Consider the following 22,102-nt stretch of genomic DNA (forward strand, 5'->3'; position numbering starts at 1 on the left):
CTTAACTCCAGGGGAAATCAGTAGGTTTAGTGGACTATACCCCTGGTTGTACGGATCTTCCGGAGCGGGGGCGCCCGTCAGGCCACCGGGGTGGCGCGGCGGTTGCGCCACGGGGCCTGGTAGGCCCACTGCCAGGCCAGTTCCAGCGGTCCGCGCTCGTGGCGGCGCAGCCACAGCGACGCGAGGATCACGAGCAGCAGACAGATCCCGGCCCACGCCACCGGCACCCACCAGGGACGCAGCCAGTCGAGCCGGGCGGCCAGGCCCAGGCCCCAGCCGTAGCAGAGCGCGCTCGCCACCAGGTTCTGCAGGACGTAGCAGGACAGCGCGGTACGACCGACCCTGGCGAGGGCCGTACGGACCACGCCGGGCGCCCCGCGCAGGCCCAGCACGATCGAGGTGATCAGCCCGAGCAGGCCCAGCGCGACCAGCGGCGCCAGGAGGTAGCGGTCGACCGCGAACCAGGCGGGACCCGCGAAGGAGGTCAGCAGGTTCAGCGGTGCGGCGGCGCCGAGCCCGAGGCCGGTCAGCCACCGGCGCAGGCGCGCGCCGCGCTCCTCGAAGACGCCCGCGCGCACCAGCCGGGCGCCGGCCAGGAACAGCACGATCCCCATGGGGATGATGAAGATCAGCTCCGACCGGTAGATGGGCAGGTCCCGGAACCGGGCGGCGACCTGCTCGGGCCAGCTTCCCTGGCTGAACAGGGTGGTCGGGGGGCCGGCGGGCCCGACCTCGCCGTACAGCAGGACCGCGGTCAGCAGGCCCACCAGGAGCACGTGCAGCGTCCCCGCGGCGATCATCCAGCCCCTGATCGCGCGGGCGCTCCGGCCGATCAGGTACGCGACGAGCATGGAGGTGATGGCGTACCCCATGAGCACGTCGAACTCGAAGATCAGGATGTAGTGCAGCACGCCTTCGGCGAACAGCAGCGCCGCCCGCCACAGGTACCGGCCCGGCCACGTCAGGCCCCGCCGTACCGTGCTGCGATACTGCAGTTCGAGCCCGACGCCGAACAGCAGGGTCAGCAGGCCCAGGAACTTGCCGTTGGACAGGAAGCGCAGGAACGTCTCGGCCGCGCTCCGGTCGGTGCCGAGGGCCAGGAAGTTCGCCGGGCCGCCGGGGTCGGTGAAGATCCAGATGTTGGTGCCCAGCGTGCCCAGGATCGCCACGCCGCGCAGGACGTCCAGGGCGTCGATGCGTTTCGTCACCCCTCAAGCTTCCCGGCGCCGAGCAGGCCCGGACTCGTCCCGAGGGCCGAAACGGGCCTACACAGGAAGATGTACGCCGTTGCGTCTTTGGTCGCGGACACCCAGCGTTTCCGTGGCATGATCCCAAGGGACCGGTCCCGGCCGGAACGACCGACGATGATCGCGTATGGCATTCCGGCCGCTCTACCGAGGAGGATCATGCCCCCCGTCGCCACCACGTTGATGATCGCCGCGTCTATCGCCGGCGGCCTGGTGCCCGTGACCCAGGCGCCGATGACCATGAAGGCCGCCGTGACCGCGCCCAACCTGCGCGCCTGTTATGACGGCAAGTGCAATCTGACGCTGACCAAGCGGGTCACGTTCCGGGTGAGCTCCAAGTTCGGCATCACCCGGCTGGCCATCAGCTTCACCGGGCAGAGCGTGCTCGTGAAGGGCACCGGCCCAGGCGTGATGTCGCAGGCGCGGCTGAGCAAGGGCAGCTCCGGGTCGGTCAACGGCATCGGCGTGCGCGTGGCCGGATTGTCCTCGGGCAAGGCGGTGCTGCGGCTGGCCCCCGTCCGCTGAGCCGCCGCAGGGGGCTAGGACGTCGCCTCGCGCAGGAGGAGCACCGCGATGTCGTCCGCGCGCTGCTCGACGGAGGCCGGCTCGATGAGGCAGTCCAGGAGGTCGACCAGGGGGCGGCCGGGGCGCGGCGAGCAGAGCTCGGCCAGCTTCTCGATGGCTTCCCCCAGGTCGCCTCCGGGCTCCTCGACGAGGCCGTCGGTGTAGAGGACAAGCACGGCGCCGGGCGGCAGGGCCAGTTCGGTGGTGGCGTACTCGGCTCCGGGGTCGATGCCGAGCAGCAGGCCGGGGGCGGAGTGGACGACCCGCGCGGGCGCGTCCGGGCGGGCTATCAGTGGCGGCAGGTGGCCCGCGCTGGCCAGGCAGGCGGTGTGGGCGCGCAGGTCGAGGCTGAGATACAGGCAACTGGTGAACCTGTCGGGAGCCAGCTCGGTGAGCAGCCGGTTGGTGTGCGCGAGCACGTCGCCGGGCGTGGCCCCCGCGGTGGCGTGGGCCCGGATGGCGGTGCGCACCTGGCCCATGAGGGCCGCCGCGGTCATGTCGTGGCCCTGCACGTCGCCGATGACGGCCGCGACCATGGATTCGTTCAGGCGGATGAGGTCGTAGAAGTCGCCGCCGATGTCCATGCCGGGGGTGGCGGGCATGTAGCGGGCGGCCAGCTCCAGGCCGGGGACCTCGGGCAGCGTACGCGGCAGCAGGCTCGACTGCAGGCACTCGGCGAGCTGGTGCGTGACGTCGTACAGGCGGGCGCGCTCGAACGCCTGGGCGATCAGCCCGGCGAGCGCCGTCAGCGTGGCGCGCTCGTCCGTCGTGAACCGGTGCGGGCGGTCGTGCGCGAGCACGCAGGTGCCGATGGCGGCACGGTGCGAGGTGACCAGCGGCAGGAACGCCCAGGCCGACATCCCGTCGGACCGGACCGCGTCCGGGTGGGCCCGCCGCAGCTCCTCCCAGGTGCCGAAGAAGTCCGGCCCGCCGTGGTCGAAGGGCTGCCCGCCGGGCGCCTGCGGGATCACCGGGCGGCCGTCGAACTCCTCCACGGCCTGCCGGCTGTAGCCGCGGGCGGCGGCCACCCGCGCCCGGCCGCCCTGGGCGGTGAGGATGGCCAGGGCCTGCACGTCGTAGACGGGCATGACATGGTCGGCGACGAGGTCGATCACCTCCTGCGCCGACACCGCCCGCGCGAGCGTGGTCGCCAGGTGCAGCATCTCGTGGATCGCGAGCACCCGTGACCGCCGGCCGGCACCGGCCTCCGGCGCGCGCTGGCCGTGGTCGCCGGGATCGGCCTCCGGGGCGACGCGTACGGTGACCCCCGACAGGCCCGGGTAGAGCTGGAACGACAGCCGCCTCCCGGCGGGGTTGCGGGCCGTGAACGCGGTGACCTGATGGCCGACGACCGCCGCCCGGTAGCGGTCCTCGAACGCCGGGTCGCCCAGCCACGGCAGCCGCTCCCACGGCCGCGCGCCCACCAGGTCGGCGGGGCAGCACCGCAGCAGGTCGGCGGCCGGCGCGGTGACCAGCGTCATACGCCCGTCGCCGTCGAGCACGCAGAAGCCCTCCGGCAGGCGGTTGAGGCAGTCGAGCGCGACCAGGTCCGCCCGCGGGTCCACCGGGCGCGCCGCGCGCGGGTCCAGGATCCGAGGCCGCGTCGCGGGGACCACCGGCCGGCCCTCGCCGTCGGCCCGGGCCAGCAGGTCGCCCGCCTGGGCGCAGACGTTCTCGATGACGGCGAGCTTGCGCGGGTTCAGCCGCGCCATGTGCCCGGCCGGCCACAGCAGCAGGAACCCGCCCCGTACGGCGCCGCCGCAGCGGATCGGGACCGCCGCCACCGCGAAGTGATAGGGCATGACCAGGGCCGCCACCGGGAACGCGCGGGCCAGGTGCTCCCGGCAGGAGAGCCAGACCAGCCGCCGCTCGCGCACGGCCGCGGCGATCGGCACGGGGTCGTTCGTCCTGATCCTGGCCAGCGCCCTGGCCATGGTCGCCGGCAGGCCCAGCGCCGTGTCCATGAGCAGGACCTTGCCGTCCTCGGCCAGCAGGTAGGCGGCGCCGATGTGCGCCCCGGTGCCGGTGACGGCCTCGGCCAGCAGGTCGTCAAGACGAGGCGACCCGGTCGCCACGCCGGGGGCCGAGACGGCGTGCCCCCGCACCGGTCTCAGCCTGCTCCGCTCACGGGCTGTGAGCGGAAGATCCGCCCAAAAGTCCACATATGGGCAGAATACACGGGTGATCGTAACGGGTTGTTGACGATTACGTCAGCGCACAGGCGGTTTAGGGGTTCGGTTCGGGGTGCCTTGAACCGGCGCCGCGCGTGTCTTGACCTGTGCTCTCCGTTGCGGGCCGGGGCAGTCCTGTGGACCGGACGAGCAACTCGTACATGTGTTCGCGGAATCGTCCCAGCGTGCCCGGATCGTCGCTGCCGCTCCGACGCGCCGCCCTGTCCAGCACCCCGCTGAGCACGAACCCGTGCACGCACCAGATGATCGTGTACGTGGTGAACTGCGCGTCGGCATCCGCCGGATCCGTCACGGTGGCGAGACCGTCGATGAGGTACGGGGTCAACGGCTGCACGTCGACCGTGTCCAGGCCGATGTCGCTGGCGTCGGCCATCCAGCGGTGCATCCACAACATCGGGATCTCGGGGTGGCGCAGGCACAGGTCCAGATAGTTGTCCACCAGCCGCCGCAGCGCGGCCGCCTTCCCCTCCGGCGGGGCGGTCCGCAGGTCGTCGGCCCAGGCCAGGACGTCGGTGGCCTGGAGCCGGTTGACCTCCCGCATGACCGCCAGGTAGAGCTCCCGCTTGGTGGGGAAATGCGCGCCGACGGTCCTCGGCTCCACCCCGGCGGCCTCTCCGATCAGCTGGATCGTGGTGCTGTCGTAGCCGAGCGCGGCGAACAGCTTGATCGCCGCCCGTAGGATCCGCTCCCGTCCGCCGTCTTGTGGAGAGTCCATGCACGCGACCATAGAGCGGGCCCGATGCCGGGCCCGTGACGTGATCGACAAGCACGGGTAAAAGTAACCCCTGCCCGGCCTGGACCCGGCCGGGCCCCGAGGTTCCCGCCGACGCGCCCCTAGCGGTCGCTCCACTTGACCTCGTACGGCCGGAGCGTGAAGTCCTTGCCGTCCACGGTCGTGGTCACCTCGGCGTCGGCGGTGTTGACCAGCAGGAGCTGCTCGGGCTGGGCCAGCACCCACACCTTCGGGTCGGAGGAGGCGACCGCCTCCAGCTTCACGTCGGCGGGGAACCAGCGGGTGAAGCCGGCGATCAGGTCGCCCGTCGCCGTGGGGGCGCCGGTGCTCTGGTCCCACATGCAGCCCTCGCAGGGGCCCTCCTTCTCCTGCGGGTTCCAGTACAACGCCGTGGCGGCGCCGCTCCTCGCGAACTCCATCATCGCGGCGGCCTGCACGGCCAGCTGCTTGTCGGCGGGCCAGCGGGTGCCGTCCTCGGGCACGAAGTAGAACTCCGACCACCACACGGGCAGGTCGCCGACCTTGTCACGCAGCCACCTGGTCACGTCGGAGAACTTCCGCACCGCCCCGAACTCGTCCGGCAGCAACTGGTGGGCGTCGGTCGGCGAGGCGCCGTCGACCACGACGAAGTCGGCGCCCTTCTTGTGCTTGAACCAGTACTCGAAGGCGTCGAGGGAGTTCTGGTTGACCACCCCCCACGGGCCGCGCAGCTCGGACCTGCCGCTCTTGTTGCTGTCGAACCCGAGGTACGGGCCGCCGACCTGGGCGTCCGGCCGGGCCTTCTTCACCGCCTCGTAGACCTTGTTGTAGAGCTCCGTGTACCCCTTGTAGTCCGCGGGCTTGGAGTGGTCCGGCCAGAAGCCCTTGAACTCGTTCCACACCATGAAGTACTTGACGTCCCGGTACTTCGAGGCGACCTCGGCCGCCAGCCGGGCGAAGTCGTCGTAGTGCTCGGGGTAGGGGGCGTCCTCCAGGTGCTCGTCCCACGCCGACTCCTCGGTCGGGCCCTCGGGCCCGCCCTTCATCCAGTCGGGCGCGCAGCAGAGCGTGATGACCTGGGTGGCATCGGACTCCTGCATGAGGTTCAGGCGGCTGTCGAGGTCCTCCCAGTAGAACCGTCCCGGGTACGGCTCCGGGTTGAGCGCGCCGAACCCCATGATGTGCTGGTTCTGCACCATCGGCGTGCGCGCCAGCGAATCCGCCACGTCCTGCTCGAACCGCTCGGTGACGTTGTTCGCGCTCACCCCCGTGTGCGTGAACCCCCACCGCGGCCAGCCCGGCTCCACCGCCGGCGGCTTGACCGGCTCGCTCTTGGCCGCCGGCTCCTGCGCGGCCGTGGTCTGCTGCCCGGGCGGCGCCTCCGGCTCCTGCGATCCGGCGTTTCCGCAGCTCGCCATGGCCAGCACCATGGCGGCGACCGCCGCGGCCGAGGCTGTCAGCCTGCCGAGCCGCCGGCGCGTCGTACCCCCGCTTGTCGATCCCACCCGAGTCTCACCCGATCCTTGCCATCTGAATACCGCCTGTAGCGTTCCATGGGTGGACTAAAAGGGGCACATCCGGAGCCTGGTTTCACAGCCAATCGTTATCCTCCGAGCGCGGAAAGGTCTTGACTCAGCCCCGAAGTCGGTTTCCGGGGGGTGGGAGCTGACTCCGCTGGGAGCCGTCCGGAACCCCGCCGGACTTGGCGGCGGCGGATCGGCGCGCTCGCCGCGTTCGTCGGGCAGGATCGCGCACAGGTGCGGCGTGCGCGAGGGGACCGTTGTGGTGGAGTCGGTGCGGTGGGGGCGGATGGCGGCGGGGATGTACGCGGTGTTCCTGGCCGTGGTGGCATGGCACACGCTTATCGAGAGCCACGGCGTGCGCATCGAGCCGGCGGCCGGGCTGGCGCTGGTGTTCGCCGCGGCGGTGGGGCTGTGCCTGTGGCGGCCGGCGGTGGCCTTCTGGCTCTCGCTCGCCGGCGCGGTCCTGGCCTCCCTCCTCACCCGGGACGCGCTCGACGGGGTGGTCTGGCCGCCGCCGGTGCTGGCGATCCACGTCAGCGTGCTGGTGCTGAGCAGCCTGCGGGCCAGGACGCGGGTGCTCGCGGAGCGGTGGCTCTTCACCCTGCTGGCCGGGCTGGTGCTCGGCCTGCTGGTGCCCGGCGGGGCGGGGCTGCCGGCCCTCGCCGAGATGACGGTGCTGTCCGGGGCCGCGTTGGTGGCGGTCGTCGCGGTGCGCTCCCGGGACGAGGCGCAGCGCCGCCTCGCGCAGGCGCGGCGCGAGAGCGGCCAGGCGCGGGCGCGGCACGCGCTGCTGGAGGAACGCGCGCGTATCGCCCGTGAGCTGCACGACGTGGTGGCCCACCACATGTCGGTGGTGGCCGTGCAGGCGGAGGCGGCGCCGTACCGGCTGTCCGATCCGCCGCCGGTGCTGACCGAGAGCTTCGCCGCCATCCGGTCCAGCGCGCTGGAGGCGCTCACCGAGTTGCACCGCATCCTCGGCCTGCTCAGGGACGAGGGCGCGGAGGAGGCGCGGCCCGCGCTCGACCAGTTGGACCGGCTGGTGGCGCGGATGGCCGAAGCCGGCGTGCCGGCCCGGCTGGAGGTTCACGGCGAGCCGGTGCCGCTCGCGCCCGGGGTTGAGCTGTCGGCGTACCGCATCGTGCAGGAGGCGCTCAGCAACGTGCTGCGGCACGCGCCCGGCGCCCCGGCGCTGGTCGAGGTGGCCTATCTGTCCGACCGGCTGCGGGTACGGGTGGCCAACGACGCGCCCGCCGGGCCGGCCGCCCCGCTGAGAACGGGACGGCCGGGACACGGTCTGATCGGGATGCGCGAGCGGGTGGCCATGCTGGAGGGAGAGCTGGAGGCGGGACCGCGGCCGGACGGCGGCTACCTGGTCCACGCCCTGCTGCCGCTGACCCGAGAAGGAGAGGCATGACGATCCGCGTGCTGATAGCCGACGACCAGGCCATGGTCCGTGAGGGCTTCGCGGTGCTGCTCGACGCCCAGCCCGACATCGAGGTGGTCGGGCAGGCCGCGGACGGCCGCGAGGCGGTCGCCCTGGTCGCGGAGCTGCGCCCCGACGTCGTCGTCATGGACGTGCGCATGCCGGTGCTCAACGGCCTGGACGCCACCCGGCAGATCGCCGGGCGGGCCAGGGTCGTGGTGCTGACCACCTTCGACCTGGACGAGTACGTCTACCAGGCGCTCAGAGCCGGAGCCAGCGGCTTCCTGCTCAAGCAGGCCGGAGCCCGCGAGCTGAGCGAGGCCGTGCGCATCGTGGCGGCCGGCGACGCGCTGCTCGCCCCCTCCGTGACCCGCCGGCTGATCGGCGAGTTCGCCCGGCTCAGCCCCGCCACCCCCGCCTCCCGGCAGATCGAGGGGCTCAGCGAGCGCGAGACGGAGGTGTTGGTCCTCATCGCCGACGGCCGGTCGAACGCCGAGATCGCCGAGGAGCTCGTCATCTCCGAGCGCACGGTCAAGACCCACGTCAGCAACCTGCTGACCAAGCTCTCCCTGCGCGACCGCACCCAGGCGGCGGTGTACGCGTTCGAGATCGGCCTCGTCCGCCCCGGCGGGCGCCGACTGGGCCTCAAGGACGAGAGGGAATTCGGTCCCATGGCTCATGACGCCTAGGCCTCCCGGTTCGTACATTCCGGGCATGATCGCGTCTCATCGGCGGCAGGTCCTATGACCCATCCCCGCCCCCTCCCCGAGCTGATGCACCGCGCGCTCTTCAAGAGCGTGTCCGTCCTTCCGCCCCGCCGCCAGGCGGCCGTGCTGCGCCGGTACTTCAACTGGCACCACCGCACGCCGGACCGTTGGCGCCTGAGCACCGACGCGTACGAGCAGCACAAGTACGCCACCACGCTGCAGGCCCTGCCCGAGCGGCCCTACGCCCGCATCCTGGACGTGGGCTGCAGCGAGGGCGCCTTCACCCACAAGCTGGCCGAGGCCTACCCGAAAGCCAGCATCACCGGCGTGGACGTCTCGGAACGCGCCCTCAACCGCGCCCGTGCCCACCCCGGCCCGCCCGGTCTGTCCTTCGTCCGCGCCGACCTGCTCTCCTACGACCACCCGGACGACTACGACCTGGTCTTCTGCGCGGAAACCCTCTACTACCTGGGCACCGACGAGCGGCTCCGCCTCGCCTCGGCCCGGCTGACCAGGCTGCTGAGCCCCGGCGGGCTGCTCGTCCTGGTCCATCCCTGGCCGGAGTCCCGGCGGCTGCACGGGCACGTCGGCCTGCCGCTGCTGTCGCACCACGTGGAGGACAAGACGCACCGCCCGTTCGCGGTCGCCGTCTACGAGGCCGAGCCGGCCCCGTCCGGACGCTGACGCCGGGCCGGGGCAGCCCTGCCGGCCGGTCGGCGGGCGGTCGCCCCGGCTCAGCGGTCCGCGCCGACGGTGACCGTTCGGTGCAACCCAGATGAAAGTCGGCGGTAAGGGACAAGGCTAGGTTGGCGATCCGTCACCGGATCGAGTTCAACCCGAGGAGCAGCCGTAACCAGTACCACCGTGTGGAGCGAACTGCGCATGACCTCCACGCCGCGGATTTCCGTCTCGATCTCCCCGCATCTCACGGCGCTCGCCATGATCAGCGACGCGCTCGCCGGCCGCCGCCGCGGCCTGCCGGAAGTCTGGCGCGAGGCCGTCGGCTCGCGGGTCGGCCCGCTCGGCCGGCAGGCCGTGCGCCCGCTGGCCGTCCCGGGCCACTCCGTGGTCCCCGACAGCCTCGTGCCCCGCGCGCCCGTCGGCGCCGACATCACGGTGCCGGACCAGCTCGCGGCCCTGCGCGAGCTGCCGCCCGGCGCCCTCGTCAAGGACCTGGAGCAGGCGTTCGGCGAAGGGCCGCCGCCCCCGCACTGGCGCTCGGCCGCCGAGCACCCCACCCGCTGGCTGCACGGTTACGCCGCCGCCTTGGCCGACGTCTGGAGTGTCACCGAGCCCCTGTGGCGGCAGGCCCGCGGCCTGCTGGACAGGGAGGTGCGGCGGGTGGGCGTGGCCGCCGTACGCGGCGGGCCCGAGCTGCTGCTCGGCGCGCTCAACAGCCGGATCGTGCAGGGCGAGGGCCGGCTGCTCATCTCCGACCTCGAACCCGGCACGTTCGACCTGGGCGAGCGGGAGGTCGTCCTGGTGCCGATGCTGGCGGGCAAGGACGCCCTGATCGTCAGCCTGGACCAGCAGGACGCCGTGTGGATCGCGTACCCGGTGCCCGGGGCGGACTCGCTCTGGCGCCGCCCGACGGCTCCGGCGCGCGACGAGCTGTCGGCGCTGATGGGGGAGGTCCGGGTGGACCTGCTCTGCTCGCTCGGACGGCCCATGACCATGTCCATGCTGGCCAGCGGGTTGCAGGCGGCGCCCAGCAGCATCACCTACCACTGCGACCGGCTGCGGGCCGCGCGGCTCATCACGAGGGAGCGCCGCGGCCGGGAGGTCTGGATCGCCCGCACCGACCGCGGGGACGAGCTGCTGGAGCTGTTCCGGCGTTGAGGGGCGCGACGGCACGGACATGAAAGAGGCGCGCCGGTGGTGACCGGCGCGCCTCGTCGATATGCTCAGGCGCCCCTGCTGAACTCGAACAGGATCGGGCCGTCAAGCTTCCAGCCCGGCTCGTTCGCCACGATCGACTTCATGTGATCCTCGATCGCGAGACGCCACTTGTTGTTGTTGGACAGGCGGTACATCTTCACGTCGCCACCGGCGCCCGGCGTGGCGGGCGCGTACCCCATGATGCCCTCGTACTTGAAGTCGCCCGAGGCCACGAGCTTCACCCGCTCGGCGACGGACGCGGTGACGAGGTAGGACTCCTTCAGGTTCCAGCGCAGCCGGTAGAGCGGCTTGCCGCCGGCGAACGGCGCCTTGGAGATGTAGTACAGCGGAGTCTGCGTCGTCTTCCAGCCGAACTTGGTCACGGCGTTGTTCTTCTCCGCCTCGTTGGCGGTGTAGAAGAATCCCCCGTCCCGCGTCGTCAGCTCATAGAGCCTCACACGCTGCTGCTGCTGGGCAATGCTGATGCCGGCCGTCTCCGCCGTGGCGGCGGAGGCCTGCGTCGCCACGCCGAGAGACAGCGTGGCGCTGAGCGCCACCGCCAGTCCCACACCGACGGGACGGGCCAGGCGGCCGAACGACAATGCCATGAGAATGTTTCCCTCCGACTCGGACGAGCCCATTGACTGGGCCAAGCGGTAGCCAAGCTAGTGCCGGGCCGGAGGGAGCCGTGATTACTTCGAGGAACCTGGAAACTTCAGAAGGTGACCAGCGGATCTCCGATGAAGTCGGCGATGAAGTTGACGAAGAAGAAGCCGAAGAACAGGAAGTTGAGCACCAGGATGACGTAGTGCCAGGGACGCGGCCGGGCCGGGCGCGGGAGCCTGCTGTTCAGGTACATGAGCAGGAACGGATAGATCAGCGCGCCCAGGTTCGACATGTTGGCCGACCACTCCACCAGGCCCACCGGCACCGACTGGAAGATGATGACCGAGATGATGACCAGCAGCACGATCATGAAGGGGTAGTAGAAGCGGCGCGGGTCACCCGAGATCAGGGCGCGCAGGCGCGGGCTCGTGGCGTTGGCCGCGTCCGTCGTCACCCGGACCATCCCCTCGAAGATGCCGAGCTGCGTGGAGAACAGGACCAGCACGCCCACGACGAGCGCCACGTAGAAGACCACCGTCCCGTACTCGTCGCCGAGCGCGCTGGCCACGAACGTCGGCACGTTGGCCCGGGTGGGCTGCTGGCCGGACATGGTGACCGCCTGGGCCATGAGGATCGTTGGCAGCAGCATGCCGAGCATGGCGCCGACGAAGAACACGCCCCACATGTCCACCATCAGCAGCCGGTACCACCTGCGCCAGCGGCCGCGGTTGAGCTCGTTGTCGGGGAAGGTGACGCCGCTGGCCCGGATCTCGTTCCGCTCGCCGCGCAGGCCGGCGATGTAGCCGACGCGGTGGCCCATGCCGTAGCCCTTGTCGCGGTAGTGGCCCATGACGTACCAGTTGAGGCCGGAGGCCAGCGCGGTGAACCCGGCCAGGCCGCCGAGTTGCGTGGCGGTGATCCCGGCGGGGGGCGCGGCCGGGGTGACGAAGCCGAGGATGCCCTCCCACCACTGGCTGAACGGCACCACGAGCAGGCAGACGGCCAGCAGGGCGAGCAGGATCGCGCTGACCATCACCCAGTTCGCCAGCTCCAGCGCGCGGCTGATGCGCCGGGCGGACGCGGTGATGAGGAACACCAGCACCAGCAGGCCGACGGCCCACCAGCGCGGCTCGACCGCGTCCGCGGCCGGGGGCACGCCGTGGACCAGCGCGTACACGCCCTGTCCCGCGGAGGCGGCCCAGCCGCCGGCGATGAACGCGAAGATCACGATGAGGACGGACAGCGGCACCCAGAGCGCCCAGCCGGGCGGCACCCGGCCCCAGCCGACGACCGGCGTCTCGCCCGTGGCGATTACGTAGCGTGAGCATTCGACGTTGTAGAACGTTTGCAGTAACGCCGAGACGACGATGACCCAGCCGACTCCGACGAATCCGTACTGGCCCACGCTGAGCGGGCCCAGCAGCCATTCGCCGCTGCCGATGGAGATGCCGAGCGCGATCAGGCTCGGGCCGATGGCGTACTTGACGATTTCCTTGCCGCCCACCTTGGAGACCTTGAAGACCTCCTCGGGCGTGGGCAGATCGGTTACTTCGAGGTCCGGACGGCTGACTCCTAGTGGGTGCGACATGTCAACTGCCTCCTGCCGTTCAGGGTGATCCCGAAGCAGGGGGGGCGACAAGGCCCAATTACGGACGTACGGAGATCTGTCTTGACGATGCCCCCAAGACCGGCGGCCACGTAGGACCTCGTGATGATCCCGGCGAACCGGAAGGTAAAGACGTGGGGCCTCGCGGGCGTGGGGAGTGCGGCGAGGCAGGATTCGCTACGTACAGTGACGGTCGAGTCACTTCGTGATTACAGGGGGAGATCATGAAAGGTAACCTCATAGTGGCAGGTGGCGTGGTCGCCGCCGCCGCTCTCTTCGGGCTGGCGGCGCCGGCCGCCGCGGATTCGTCCAAGTGCGACCTGAAGATCGCTGATGTCAAGGGCGCGCTCTGGATCGACGACAAGGGCGTGTTCGCGGGTGGCCGTGATGCGGAAGCCTGCGATGCCCGTTCGCACAACAAGAAGGACCACAAGGACAAGGACAAGGACAAGGACAAGGACAAGGACCACAAGCACCACCACGGCTGGGGTGACTGGGACGACGACGACTGGGGCCACGACCACGACCACGACGGCCACGACAAGCACCACGGCCACCCCTGGGGCGAGAACTGGCCCTTCGGCTGGCTCGGTCTCTAGATAGCCGTTGCGTGGGTCTCGGGGCGCGACCCGGCGCTCCGGGACCGCTCGCCCCCGACGACGGGCCCGTCCGCTCGTTGGCGGGCCGGGCCCCTGGAGGCGGCCGCGGCCTACCGCTCGCCGCGGCGGCCGCACCAGGCCGCCCCTCTCCCCCCGTCGATCACCACCCGCCCCCCGGCGGGCGCTCCGGCATGTCCGCCCGGCCCCGGAGGGGCGTCAGCGATCGACGATCTCGTTCTTGCCGATGACCACGACGCCGCCCCTGGTCAGCGCGAACCGCGTACGGTCGTAGTCGAGGTCGAAGCCGATCCTGGCGCCGTCCGGGATCACGACGTTCTTGTCGATGATGGCCTTGCGGACGATCGCGCCCCGCCCGACCTTGACGTTCTCCATCAGTACGGAGTCCTCCACCAGCGAATGGGAGTGGAGCACCACCTTGGGCGACAGGATCGACCTGATCGCCGTGCCACCGGAGACGATCACGCCGGGCGACACCAGCGAGTCGATCGCCCGTCCCACCCGGTCGCCGTCGTTGTGCACGAACTTCGCGGGCGGCAGCGGGTCGTGCCCGGTGAAGATCGGCCACTTGTCGTTGTAGAGGTTGAACACCGGATGCGCCGAGATGAGGTCCATGTGCGCGTCGTAGTAGGCGTCGAGCGTGCCCACGTCACGCCAGTAGCCCCGGTCCCGCTCGCTGGAGCCGGGCACGATGTTGTGCTTGAAGTCGTAGACGTCGGCGCCGCCCGACTTGACCAGCATCGGGATGATGTTGCCGCCCAGGTCGTGCTTGCTGGTGGGATCGAGGGCGTCCTCCCGCAGCGCGTCGATCATCGACTGCGTCTTGAAGACGTAGTTGCCCATCGACGCGAACACCTCGTCGGGCGAGTCCGCCAGCCCCACCGCGTCCTTCGGCTTCTCCCTGAACGCCACGATCCGGCGCCCCTCGGGATCGGTCTCGATCACCCCGAACTGGTCGGCCAGCGACAGCGGCTGCCTGATCGCCGCCACCGTCACGTCCGCGCCGGACTCCTCGTGCTGCTCGACCATCTGCCGCGGGTCCATGCGGTAGATGTGGTCGGCGCCGAACACGATCACGTGCTCGGGCATCTCGTCGTAGATCAGGTTGAGGTTCTGGAAGAGGGCGTCCGCGGAACCGGAGAACCACCGCGGCCCGAGCCGCTGCTGCGCGGGCACCGGGGTCACGTAGTTGCCCAGCATCGCCGACAGCCGCCAGGTGCGGGACACGTGCCGGTCGAGGCTGTGGTTCTTGTACTGCGTCAGCACCACGATCTTCAGGAAGCCGCCGTTGGCCAGGTTGGACAGCACGAAGTCGATGAGGCGGTACATCCCCCCGAACGGCACCGCCGGTTTCGCCCGATCCGCCGTGAGAGGCATGAGCCTCTTGCCCTCTCCACCTGCCAGCACGACCGCAAGCACCCTCCGGGACCTCATGCCCAGGACGCTACCCTCAAATAGCCGATCTATCGACGAAACCCCGCAGGGCGTACCTCCTTTCCTGTCCAGACTTGTAGGACATTGCACGAACTAAGTGCTGGTCCTCCGGCTTGTCGGTGTGTGCCCGCAGGCCGCGTTGCTCGTAGGGTCGTGTCATGCGTGTTGATCTGCTCAGCCGGGAATATCCGCCCGAGGTCTACGGCGGGGCCGGGGTGCACATGGAATACCTGGCCAGGGAGCTGCGCAAGCTGGCCGACGTCCGGGTCCGCTGCTTCGGGGCCGATCGCGACGAGCCGGGCGTCTCGGCCTACCGGGTGCCCGGCGAGCTGTCCGGTGCCAACGCCGCGCTGCAGGTGCTCGGCGTGGACCTGGAGATGGCCGCGGCCTGCGCGGGCGCGGACGTCGTCCACTCCCATACCTGGTACGCCAACTTCGCCGGGCATGTCGCCAAGCTGCTGCACGGGGTGCCGCACGTGGTCACCACCCACAGCCTGGAGCCGCTGCGGCCGTGGAAGGCCGAACAGCTCGGCGGCGGCTACACGATCTCGTCGTGGGCCGAGCGCACCGCCCTGGCCGCCGCGGACGCGGTGATCGCGGTGTCGGAGGGCATGCGGCGCGACGTGCTGGCCGCCTACCCGGAGATCGCGCCCGCCCGGGTCAGCGTCATCCACAACGGCATCGACACCACGCAGTACGCCCCCGACCCCGGCACCGACGTCCTGCGCAAACACGGCGTCGACCCGGCCAGGCCCTACGTCGTCTTCGTGGGCCGCATCACCCGCCAGAAGGGCCTGGTCCACCTCCTGCACGCGGCGCGCTCCTTCGACCCGGGCGCGCAGCTCGTGCTCTGCGCGGGCGCGCCCGACACGACGGAGATCGCGGCCGAGGTGACGGAGCTGGTGCGCGGGCTCGACCGGGACGGCGTGGTCTGGATCCAGGAGATGCTGCCCAAGCCCGAGGTGATCCAGCTGCTGACGCACGCGACGGTGTTCGTGTGCCCGTCGGTGTACGAGCCGATGGGGATCGTCAACCTGGAGGCCATGGCCTGCGAGACGGCCGTGGTCGCGACGGCCACCGGCGGCATCCCCGAGGTGGTGGCCGACGGGGTGACGGGCCTGCTGGTGCCCATCTCACAAGGCGCGGACGGGACCCCGCACGACCCCGAGCGGTTCGCCGCCGACCTGGCCGAACGCGTCAACACGCTGCTCGGGGACCCGGCGCGGGCCCGCGAGCTGGGCCGGGCCGGGCGGGCCCGCGCCGTCGAGCACTTCTCGTGGGAGCGCATCGCCCACCGCACGGTGGACCTGTACGCCACACTGCGGACCTGACCGGGCGCGCCGGGCGGCCCCCGCGGGGAACGCCCGGTCACCCAGGGCCGCCGCTAGCCGAGGCGTTCGAGCACGACCACCGGGATCGGGCGATCGGTCTTCGTCTGGTATTCGTCGTAGTCGGGCCAGGTACTGGTCATCAGCCGCCACAGCTCGGGCTTCTCCTCGTCGGAGGCCGTACGGGCGCGGGCCTGGAACCGATCGCCCAGCACCTGCACGCCCACCTCGGGGTCGGCCCGCAGGTTCTCGTACCACTGCGGATGCGACGGATCGCCGCCCTTGGAGGCCACGACCACATAGTCGTCCCCGTGCCGCTGGTAGATGAGCGGCGTGGTGTAGGGCCTGCCTGACTTACGTCCCTTGGTGGTGAGGAGCAGGACGGTGGTGTTGTTCCAGTCGTGTCCTTCCGCTCCGTCGGTTTCCTGGTATCGCCGCACGTGTTCTTGACCATAGAGCATGCTGACAAGCTACCCAGAGGCCGCGCCACCTCACCGGCAGGGGGCGTCGGTCCCACCGGAGCGCCGTCCGGGGGGCTGACACCTGACGGCGGTCCTGTACGCGAGGCGCACGCCGGTGAGAGCCTGAGCCCATGAACGATCCGGCCGAGGCACTGGCCGCCCGCATCGAGCGGTTCGAGCAGGCCGCGGACCCCGAGCTCATCCGGGACCCCGCCGCACTGACCGAGGCGGAGCAGGCGATGCTGGCGCTGGCCGGTGACCGGTCCGACGCCGCGACCTGGCGGCTGATCGGGATCCTGCACCTGGCCCGCTACCGGCTCGACCCGCAGCTCACGCAGGACGCCGCGGTGGCGGGCGCCTTCTTCGCCGCCGTGGCCGTGGTCGATCCCGGGCGCTTACCGGAGAGGCTGCGCGGCTCCAGGGTGCCGCCGGGGGAGACGGCCGACACCTGGGCGGGGCTGGTGGAGGAGGTGTTCGGGCACGTCGACCCGGGCGTGTACCGGCATGTGGGGCTGCTCATACAGGCCCTGGTGCGGCGGGCGATGGCGCGTCCGACGGTGGAGGCGGCCGAGCGGCTCGGCCGGCTGCTGCTGCAGGAGTCCATGCGCGCCGCCGACCCCGGCTGGGCGCCGGGCGCGCTGTCGCTGCTGGGCGACGGGCTGGTACGCCTGTACGGCCTCACCGGGGACCTGGAGGTCGTCGCCGACGCGGTGCACGTGCTGTTCAGGGCGGCGCTGGCCGAGGAGGACCAGGGCGGGGAGCTGGCCGTGGCGCTCGCCATGGCGGTGCCCGGCGACGAGGAGCTGGTCAGGGCGTACCTGGCGGCGGCCGGGAGCCCGCCCCACAGCCAGGACAGGTCGCAGGCGCTGATGACGCTGGTCGACCTCACCCAGGCGCGGGCGGCCGCGTCGTGCGCGGACGGCGACCTGCTGGCGTTCATCAGGGTGGGGCAGTGCGCGCTGGACTTCTGGCACGGGCAGTGGGCGCATCCCGGCGTGCTGGCCCCGTACGCGGCCGGGCTGGTCGAATGGTACGTCGTCAGCGGCAACGAGCACTCGCTGGAAGCGGCGACGGAGATGCTGCAGGCCCTGCACCTCACGCCCGACGAGACGGCGCGGGGGCTGGGCGCCGACCCGGTGGTCCGGCTGGTCCTGCTGGGCGAGCGGCGCTGGCGGCGCTACGGCGTCACCGGGGCGCTGGCCGACCTGGAGACCGCGGTCGAGGCCATGCGCGAGGCGGCCGAGCTCGCGCCGCCCGGCCATCCCGAGCTCGCCGGGCTGCTCACCGGCCTGACGAACGCACTGCTCAGGCGGGCCGTCGTGACCGGCGGGGACGCCGCGGAGCCGATCGCCGCCGCCCGCATGGCGCTGGCGGCGCACGGCGAACAGGATCCGGGCCGGGCCGGGGCCCTGCTGCTCCTTGGCCGGGCGCTCCACCTGGAGCGGACCGCCCGGGGCGCCGACGAGGCCGTCACCGTCCTGCGCGAGGCCCTGGCGGCCGGTGGCCGGGCGGCGGTCCAGGTGGAGGCGTACGGGCTGATCGCGGAGGTGCTGGTGTGGCGCGCCCTGCGGGAGGGCGCCGTACGGCGGGCCGAGGACCTGGACGAGGGCGTGGCCGCCGCCCGCCGGGGCGCCGAGCTGGCCTCGAAGGACTTCCGCGACCGGGTCCCCGCGCAGCGCGCGCTGGCCAGGGCGCTGCTGGCGCGCTTCTCGGCGCAGGGCGGGGCGGGCGATTCCGGCGCACGCGATCTGGCGGAGGCACTGAAACTGGCCGCCGACGGCGACCCCGTCGTACTGTCCGAGATCGGCGCCGCCCTCGACACCGCGGACGACCCACTCACCCCACCGCTGGTCGAGCCACCCGCCACGTCACCGCGTGACACGCTCACCGCCTTTTCCCCGCCGTCCGACGAGCCCGCCACGCCCTCGAACGAGCCACCCACCACGCCACTGACCACCCCCGCACCGTCGTTAGGGAATCCCCTCACCGGGGCTGCCGTTCCGCCAGATGAGCTGCCCGCCGTGCCGCGAGACGAGCTGCCTGCTGTGCCACCAGATGAGCTGCCTGGTGAGTCGGTCACCAGGGCTGCCACGACGCCGGGTGAGCCGCTCGGTGCGGCCGCCACGGAACTGGCGATGCAGACGCCGGATGACGACGTGGCGTTCAAGCTGCTGCGGTTCGCCGAGCGGGGCGCCGAGGTGCCCGCGGACTTCCTGCTCGACGCGGCCTCGCGGCTGGCCGAGCTGGGTCGCCACCGGGTGGCCGGGCGGGTCTTGGAGCGGGCGTGGGCGGCGGCTGCCGGGTCGTCGGTGCGGCAGGCGTACGTGCTGTCCCTGCGCGGGGCGAACCACGTTCAGCTCGGGGAGTTCGAGGCGGCGCTGGAGGCGTTCGGGCGGTCGGCGGCGATCTACCGCGCGCTCGCCGACCCCGGGTCCGAGGCGCGGCAACTCGGCAGCGTGGGCGGCGTTCTGCTGCGTACCGGCGATGCCACGGGCGCGGTCGAGCACCACCTGCGCGCCGCCGCCCTCAGTGAGAGTGCCGGGTTGGCCGCCGAGGAGGCCGTCCACCAGGCGGAGGCGGCCGACGCCTGCCTGGCCGCGGGCGACCCCGCCAGGGCGGTGACCTGCGCCGCCCGCGCCAGAGCCCTCTACCTGGAGCTGGGCGAGACCCGGTCGGCCGCGCTCGTCCTCGTGCCCGCCGCCGAGGCGGCCCTCGACCAGGGCGACCTTACCGCCGCCGGGGAACGCATCGTGGCCTGCGCCCTTGAGCTGGAGGCCTACGGCGCTTGGGAGGACGCCTGCCGGGCGCTCGACGCGCACGCCGTGCGGCTGGCCGCCCGAGGCCACCTCGCCCGGGCCGCCACCTGCGAGACCCGCCTGGTGGAGCTCGTGCGGCGCCGGGGGATGCCCAGGGAACCCGCCGACGAGTGGTACCGCATCGCGCAACGCCGCCGCCGTCACGGCGCCGCCGACGCCGCCAGACTCGCCTTCGAGCTGGCCGAACGCGAGTACGAGGCCCTCGGTGACGCCGATGGAGCCGCCTCCGTCCGTTACAACCTGGGAGTGCTCGCCTACACGGAGGGGGCGGCCGAGCGCGCGCTGGCGGATTTCGGGGCGGCGGGGGAGAGGTTCGCCAGGTTGCGGGCGCCCGCTAAGGAGGCGATGGCGCTGACCATGCGGGCCGCCTGCCTGACCGGCCTGGAGCACCACGACGAGGCCATGGACGACCTGGAGCGGGCATTGGAGCTCGCCGCCGCCGCGGAGGACCAGGACGCGCTGCTCACGGCCATGCTGGGGCGGGCGGCGCTGGACGTGGCGCTGGGAGAATTCCGGGCAGGGGCGGAACGGCTGCGCTCGGCGCTGGGTCCCGCGGCCGGCGACCCGCTCAAGGAAGCCGTCGTACGCGACCGGCTGGCCGCGCTCGCCGCCCGTACCGGGGAGCTACGGGCACAGGTGGCCTCGCTGGAGCTGGCGGTGGCCGGGTTCCGGACCAGCGGCCAGGACCGGCTCGCCGCGCTGGCCTCGATCAAGCTGGGGTTCGCGCTGGAGGAACGCGGCGAGTTCCGCCGCGCCAGAGCGGCCCTCGAAGCGGGCCTCGAAGTCCTCGGCACCACACCGACCACACCCCTGGGAGGACCGCCGACACCGGCGGCAGCGGGCGGTGTCGGCCCAGGCGGGGCGCCGGGGTCGGCCGCGGGGTCCGGTGTCGGCTCGGACGGGGTGCCGGGGCGGTCCGGGGGGTCCGGTGTTGGTCCTGGAGGGATGCCGCGATCGGCGGCAGTGGGCGGTGTCGGCTCGGGCGGGGTGCCGGGGAGGGCTGCGGGGTCCGGTGTTGGTCCTGGAGGGATGCCGCGATCGGCGGCAGTGGGCGGTGTCGGCTCGGGCGGGGCATCGGGGTCGGCCGCGGAGCCCGGTGTTGGTCCTGGAGGCGCGACTGCTGCGGCGGCGGAGGTCGGTGTCCGCCCGGGACGAGCGGTCGGGGCGGCTGACTTCCTGCGGTTGGAGGGGGCGCCGTTCGAGGTGGTGGCGGCGATGGCGAGCGGGCTGGACGCCGCGTTCCTGGCCCGCCTGGCGTCCATCCAGCTCACGATGGGCGACCTGACGCGGGGCCGGGCCACCCTGGAGCAGGCACTGGCGGCGGCCCGGACGGGCGGGCGCGGCGAGCCGGCGGAGCGGCTGGAGCTCTGGCTGCGGCTGGCGGAAGCCGAAGCGGCCCGCGACCCGGCCACCGCCCGCATGGTGGCCGAACAGGCGCTGGCAGCCGCCGACGCCGTGGCTGAAGAGGCATCGACCACTGCCCATGCCCGGGTCGAACAGACCCCGACGACTGGCCACGCCGTGGCCGAGCAGGCTCTCGCCGCCGACTCCACCCTCGGCACCACCGGCGGGACCCCCACTCGGCCTGGCTCTCTGGACCCCGGCGACCGGTCATACCTGCTGGCCAGGCTCTCGACCTACTGCCGCGCCCTGGGCGACCTCACCGCCGCCTACGAACACGCGGCCCGCGGTTACGAATTGCGTGACGAGCGTGCGATCGAGCATCTGCGCAACCTCGGCACGGCGGCCAGGGAGCTGGGCAGGCCCGGCGAGGCGGTGGAGCACCTCACCAAGGCCGCCGACCTGGCCCGCCGGTCGGACTCCATTCTCCCCGCCCAGCTCATCGGCGTACTCACCGAGCTGGGCCGGAGCCTGACCGACGAGGCCCGCTGGGCCGAGGCCGCCCGCGCCTACGACGAGGGCCTGTCCCTGGCCGAGCCCCGGATCTGGGGCGCCCACCGGTCCGCGCTGCTCATCGGCCGCGCCGCCCTCCACCTCAAACTGGGCGAACTGGACGCGGCGGCCACCGGCTACACCCGGGCCATCTCCCTCATGGAGGAGCGAGGAGACCGTACCGGCCTGGCGACCGCCTACGCCGACCTCGCCCTGATCCACCTCCTGCACGGCGAACACCCGCACGCCGTCCCGCTCGCCGAACGGGCTCTCGACCTCGACCGCACCCAGGGTCATCACCGCGGGGTCGTTCTCGACCTGATCATGCTCGCCCGCCTCCTGGACCCGGCTCCCGCCACGGTCCACCTGGCGGAGGCGCTGACCCTGGCCAGGGAGAACGGATACACCGCCGGGGAGGCGCTCGCACTCGGCCGCCTCGGGGCCCTCGACCTCACCCACGCCCAGGCCCACGCCTGCCGCCGCCTGTCGACCGCCATCGAGCTACTGCAGGAACTCGGGTACGAGCCGGACCTGGCGCTGGCCCACCACGACCGTTCCCTGGCCGCGGAGGCGCTCGGCGACCTGCCGGGAGCGCTCGCCGACGCCGAACGCGCCGGCGAACTGGGCCACGTCCCCGCCCGCGACCGGGCGATCACCCTCGCGGTACGCCTGGACCGGGGAATGACGGCCTGGCGGCACGCCGAGTGGAGCAAGGCCCACACCCTGGCCGCCCAGCTCGGTGACCGGCACCCGCCCGTCCCGAGCGGCGTACCCCTCGACCTGCGGGAGGCAGAGCAACAGGCGCTCGACGCCGTACGGACCCTGGAGTCGGCCGCCCGCCACACCCGCGACCCGGCCGAGGCCGCCGGACTCATCCGGCGCGCCCACACGGCCCAGGCCGACCTAGACGCGCTGTGGCAGCGCATGGAACCCCTCGCCCCCGCCTACGTCACCCTGCGCCGAGCCGCCCCACCCGACCACGCCCAACTGAACGCCCTGGTCACCCCCGCACCCGCTCCGGACGCCCTGCTCACCCCCGCACCCGCTCCGGACGCCCTGCTCACCCCCGCACCCGCTCCGGACGCCCTGCTCACC

General features: G+C 72.3%; 16 protein-coding genes. 8 read left to right on the plus strand and 8 right to left on the minus strand.

Annotation, left to right across the window (positions count from 1 at the left end):
* Positions 1 to 77 precede the first annotated feature (77 nt).
* Positions 78 to 1,208 (minus strand): DUF418 domain-containing protein, encoded by a 1,131-nt coding sequence (locus BLS95_RS06345; RefSeq protein WP_245764871.1) that lies wholly within the window; start codon positions 1,206 to 1,208, stop codon positions 78 to 80.
* Between the two features lie 198 nt (positions 1,209 to 1,406).
* Between BLS95_RS06345 and BLS95_RS06355 the strand changes: the two genes are divergently transcribed.
* A complete protein-coding gene (locus BLS95_RS06355; RefSeq protein WP_090929873.1) occupies positions 1,407 to 1,772 on the plus strand; it encodes a hypothetical protein in 366 nt (121 codons plus the stop codon).
* A gap of 14 nt (positions 1,773 to 1,786) precedes the next feature.
* On the opposite strand, the gene BLS95_RS06360 is transcribed toward BLS95_RS06355, so the two are convergent.
* From BLS95_RS06360 to BLS95_RS06370, 3 genes are all read right to left on the minus strand, one after another.
* Positions 1,787 to 3,916, minus strand: a complete 2,130-nt coding sequence (locus tag BLS95_RS06360) for a SpoIIE family protein phosphatase (RefSeq protein ID WP_245764872.1) — start codon at positions 3,914 to 3,916, stop codon at positions 1,787 to 1,789.
* Positions 3,917 to 4,037: 121 nt separating this feature from the next.
* Positions 4,038 to 4,718: a TetR/AcrR family transcriptional regulator gene (locus BLS95_RS06365; RefSeq protein ID WP_176993038.1), complete on the minus strand. Its 681-nt coding sequence runs from the start codon at positions 4,716 to 4,718 to the stop codon at positions 4,038 to 4,040.
* A 119-nt stretch (positions 4,719 to 4,837) separates the two neighbouring features.
* A complete protein-coding gene (locus tag BLS95_RS06370; RefSeq protein WP_143043600.1) occupies positions 4,838 to 6,220 on the minus strand; it encodes a xylan 1,4-beta-xylosidase in 1,383 nt (460 codons plus the stop codon).
* Between the two features lie 259 nt (positions 6,221 to 6,479).
* On the opposite strand from BLS95_RS06370, the gene BLS95_RS06375 reads away from it, so the two are divergent.
* From BLS95_RS06375 to BLS95_RS06390, 4 genes are all read left to right on the plus strand, one after another.
* On the plus strand, positions 6,480 to 7,652 hold the full coding sequence (locus BLS95_RS06375) for a sensor histidine kinase (protein WP_143043601.1): 1,173 nt from the start codon (positions 6,480 to 6,482) through the stop codon (positions 7,650 to 7,652).
* The gene (locus BLS95_RS06380) at positions 7,649 to 8,350 is read left to right on the plus strand and encodes a response regulator (RefSeq protein ID WP_090929877.1); all 702 of its coding nucleotides are present in this window, start codon (positions 7,649 to 7,651) and stop codon (positions 8,348 to 8,350) included. Before BLS95_RS06375 ends, BLS95_RS06380 begins: the two co-directional genes overlap by 4 nt.
* 54 nt (positions 8,351 to 8,404) lie before the next feature.
* The gene (locus tag BLS95_RS06385; RefSeq protein ID WP_090929878.1) at positions 8,405 to 9,052 is read left to right on the plus strand and encodes a class I SAM-dependent methyltransferase; all 648 of its coding nucleotides are present in this window, start codon (positions 8,405 to 8,407) and stop codon (positions 9,050 to 9,052) included.
* Positions 9,053 to 9,250: 198 nt separating this feature from the next.
* On the plus strand, positions 9,251 to 10,207 hold the full coding sequence (locus BLS95_RS06390) for an ArsR/SmtB family transcription factor (RefSeq protein WP_090929879.1): 957 nt from the start codon (positions 9,251 to 9,253) through the stop codon (positions 10,205 to 10,207).
* Between the two features lie 65 nt (positions 10,208 to 10,272).
* On the opposite strand, the gene BLS95_RS06395 is transcribed toward BLS95_RS06390, so the two are convergent.
* Both BLS95_RS06395 and BLS95_RS06400 read right to left on the minus strand, forming a co-directional pair.
* Positions 10,273 to 10,854 (minus strand): hypothetical protein, encoded by a 582-nt coding sequence (locus tag BLS95_RS06395; protein ID WP_143043602.1) that lies wholly within the window; start codon positions 10,852 to 10,854, stop codon positions 10,273 to 10,275.
* 107 nt (positions 10,855 to 10,961) lie between these two features.
* The gene (locus tag BLS95_RS06400) at positions 10,962 to 12,440 is read right to left on the minus strand and encodes an Nramp family divalent metal transporter (RefSeq protein WP_090929881.1); all 1,479 of its coding nucleotides are present in this window, start codon (positions 12,438 to 12,440) and stop codon (positions 10,962 to 10,964) included.
* 242 nt (positions 12,441 to 12,682) lie between these two features.
* Here BLS95_RS06400 and BLS95_RS06405 point away from each other — a divergent pair, with 242 nt between their 5' ends.
* Positions 12,683 to 13,057 (plus strand): hypothetical protein, encoded by a 375-nt coding sequence (locus BLS95_RS06405; RefSeq protein ID WP_143043603.1) that lies wholly within the window; start codon positions 12,683 to 12,685, stop codon positions 13,055 to 13,057.
* Positions 13,058 to 13,273: 216 nt separating this feature from the next.
* Here BLS95_RS06405 and glgC read toward each other — a convergent pair whose 3' ends face one another.
* A complete protein-coding gene (gene glgC / locus BLS95_RS06410; RefSeq protein WP_090929883.1) occupies positions 13,274 to 14,509 on the minus strand; it encodes a glucose-1-phosphate adenylyltransferase in 1,236 nt (411 codons plus the stop codon).
* Positions 14,510 to 14,667: 158 nt separating this feature from the next.
* Between glgC and glgA the strand changes: the two genes are divergently transcribed.
* Positions 14,668 to 15,840, plus strand: coding sequence for a glycogen synthase (gene glgA / locus BLS95_RS06415; RefSeq protein WP_090929884.1), 1,173 nt, complete (start codon positions 14,668 to 14,670; stop codon positions 15,838 to 15,840).
* A gap of 53 nt (positions 15,841 to 15,893) precedes the next feature.
* Here the strand turns inward: glgA and BLS95_RS06420 are convergent, their stop codons facing one another.
* Entirely contained in the window at positions 15,894 to 16,298 is a 405-nt protein-coding gene (locus BLS95_RS06420) for a nitroreductase family deazaflavin-dependent oxidoreductase (protein WP_090929885.1), read from the minus strand.
* Positions 16,299 to 16,429: 131 nt separating this feature from the next.
* On the opposite strand from BLS95_RS06420, the gene BLS95_RS06425 reads away from it, so the two are divergent.
* Positions 16,430 to 22,102: tetratricopeptide repeat protein (locus tag BLS95_RS06425; protein ID WP_143043604.1), on the plus strand; the 5,673-nt coding region annotated here is incomplete at its 3' end.

It is taken from the genome of Nonomuraea jiangxiensis, from assembly GCF_900099965.1.
Taxonomy (GTDB): Bacteria; Actinomycetota; Actinomycetes; order Streptosporangiales; family Streptosporangiaceae; genus Nonomuraea; species Nonomuraea jiangxiensis.

Bases quoted from the DNA above. Each gene is read 5' to 3' on its own strand.
- BLS95_RS06355 (WP_090929873.1), top strand. From the start codon at position 1,407: ATGCCCCCCGTCGCCACCACGTTGATGATCGCCGCGTCTATCGCCGGC.
- BLS95_RS06365 (WP_176993038.1), bottom strand. From the start codon at position 4,718: ATGGACTCTCCACAAGACGGCGGACGGGAGCGGATCCTACGGGCGGCG.
- BLS95_RS06380 (WP_090929877.1), top strand. From the start codon at position 7,649: ATGACGATCCGCGTGCTGATAGCCGACGACCAGGCCATGGTCCGTGAG.
- BLS95_RS06385 (WP_090929878.1), top strand. From the start codon at position 8,405: ATGACCCATCCCCGCCCCCTCCCCGAGCTGATGCACCGCGCGCTCTTC.
- BLS95_RS06390 (WP_090929879.1), top strand. From the start codon at position 9,251: ATGACCTCCACGCCGCGGATTTCCGTCTCGATCTCCCCGCATCTCACG.
- BLS95_RS06395 (WP_143043602.1), bottom strand. From the start codon at position 10,854: ATGGCATTGTCGTTCGGCCGCCTGGCCCGTCCCGTCGGTGTGGGACTG.
- BLS95_RS06400 (WP_090929881.1), bottom strand. From the start codon at position 12,440: ATGTCGCACCCACTAGGAGTCAGCCGTCCGGACCTCGAAGTAACCGAT.
- BLS95_RS06405 (WP_143043603.1), top strand. From the start codon at position 12,683: ATGAAAGGTAACCTCATAGTGGCAGGTGGCGTGGTCGCCGCCGCCGCT.
- glgC (WP_090929883.1), bottom strand. From the start codon at position 14,509: ATGAGGTCCCGGAGGGTGCTTGCGGTCGTGCTGGCAGGTGGAGAGGGC.
- glgA (WP_090929884.1), top strand. From the start codon at position 14,668: ATGCGTGTTGATCTGCTCAGCCGGGAATATCCGCCCGAGGTCTACGGC.
- BLS95_RS06420 (WP_090929885.1), bottom strand. From the start codon at position 16,298: ATGCTCTATGGTCAAGAACACGTGCGGCGATACCAGGAAACCGACGGA.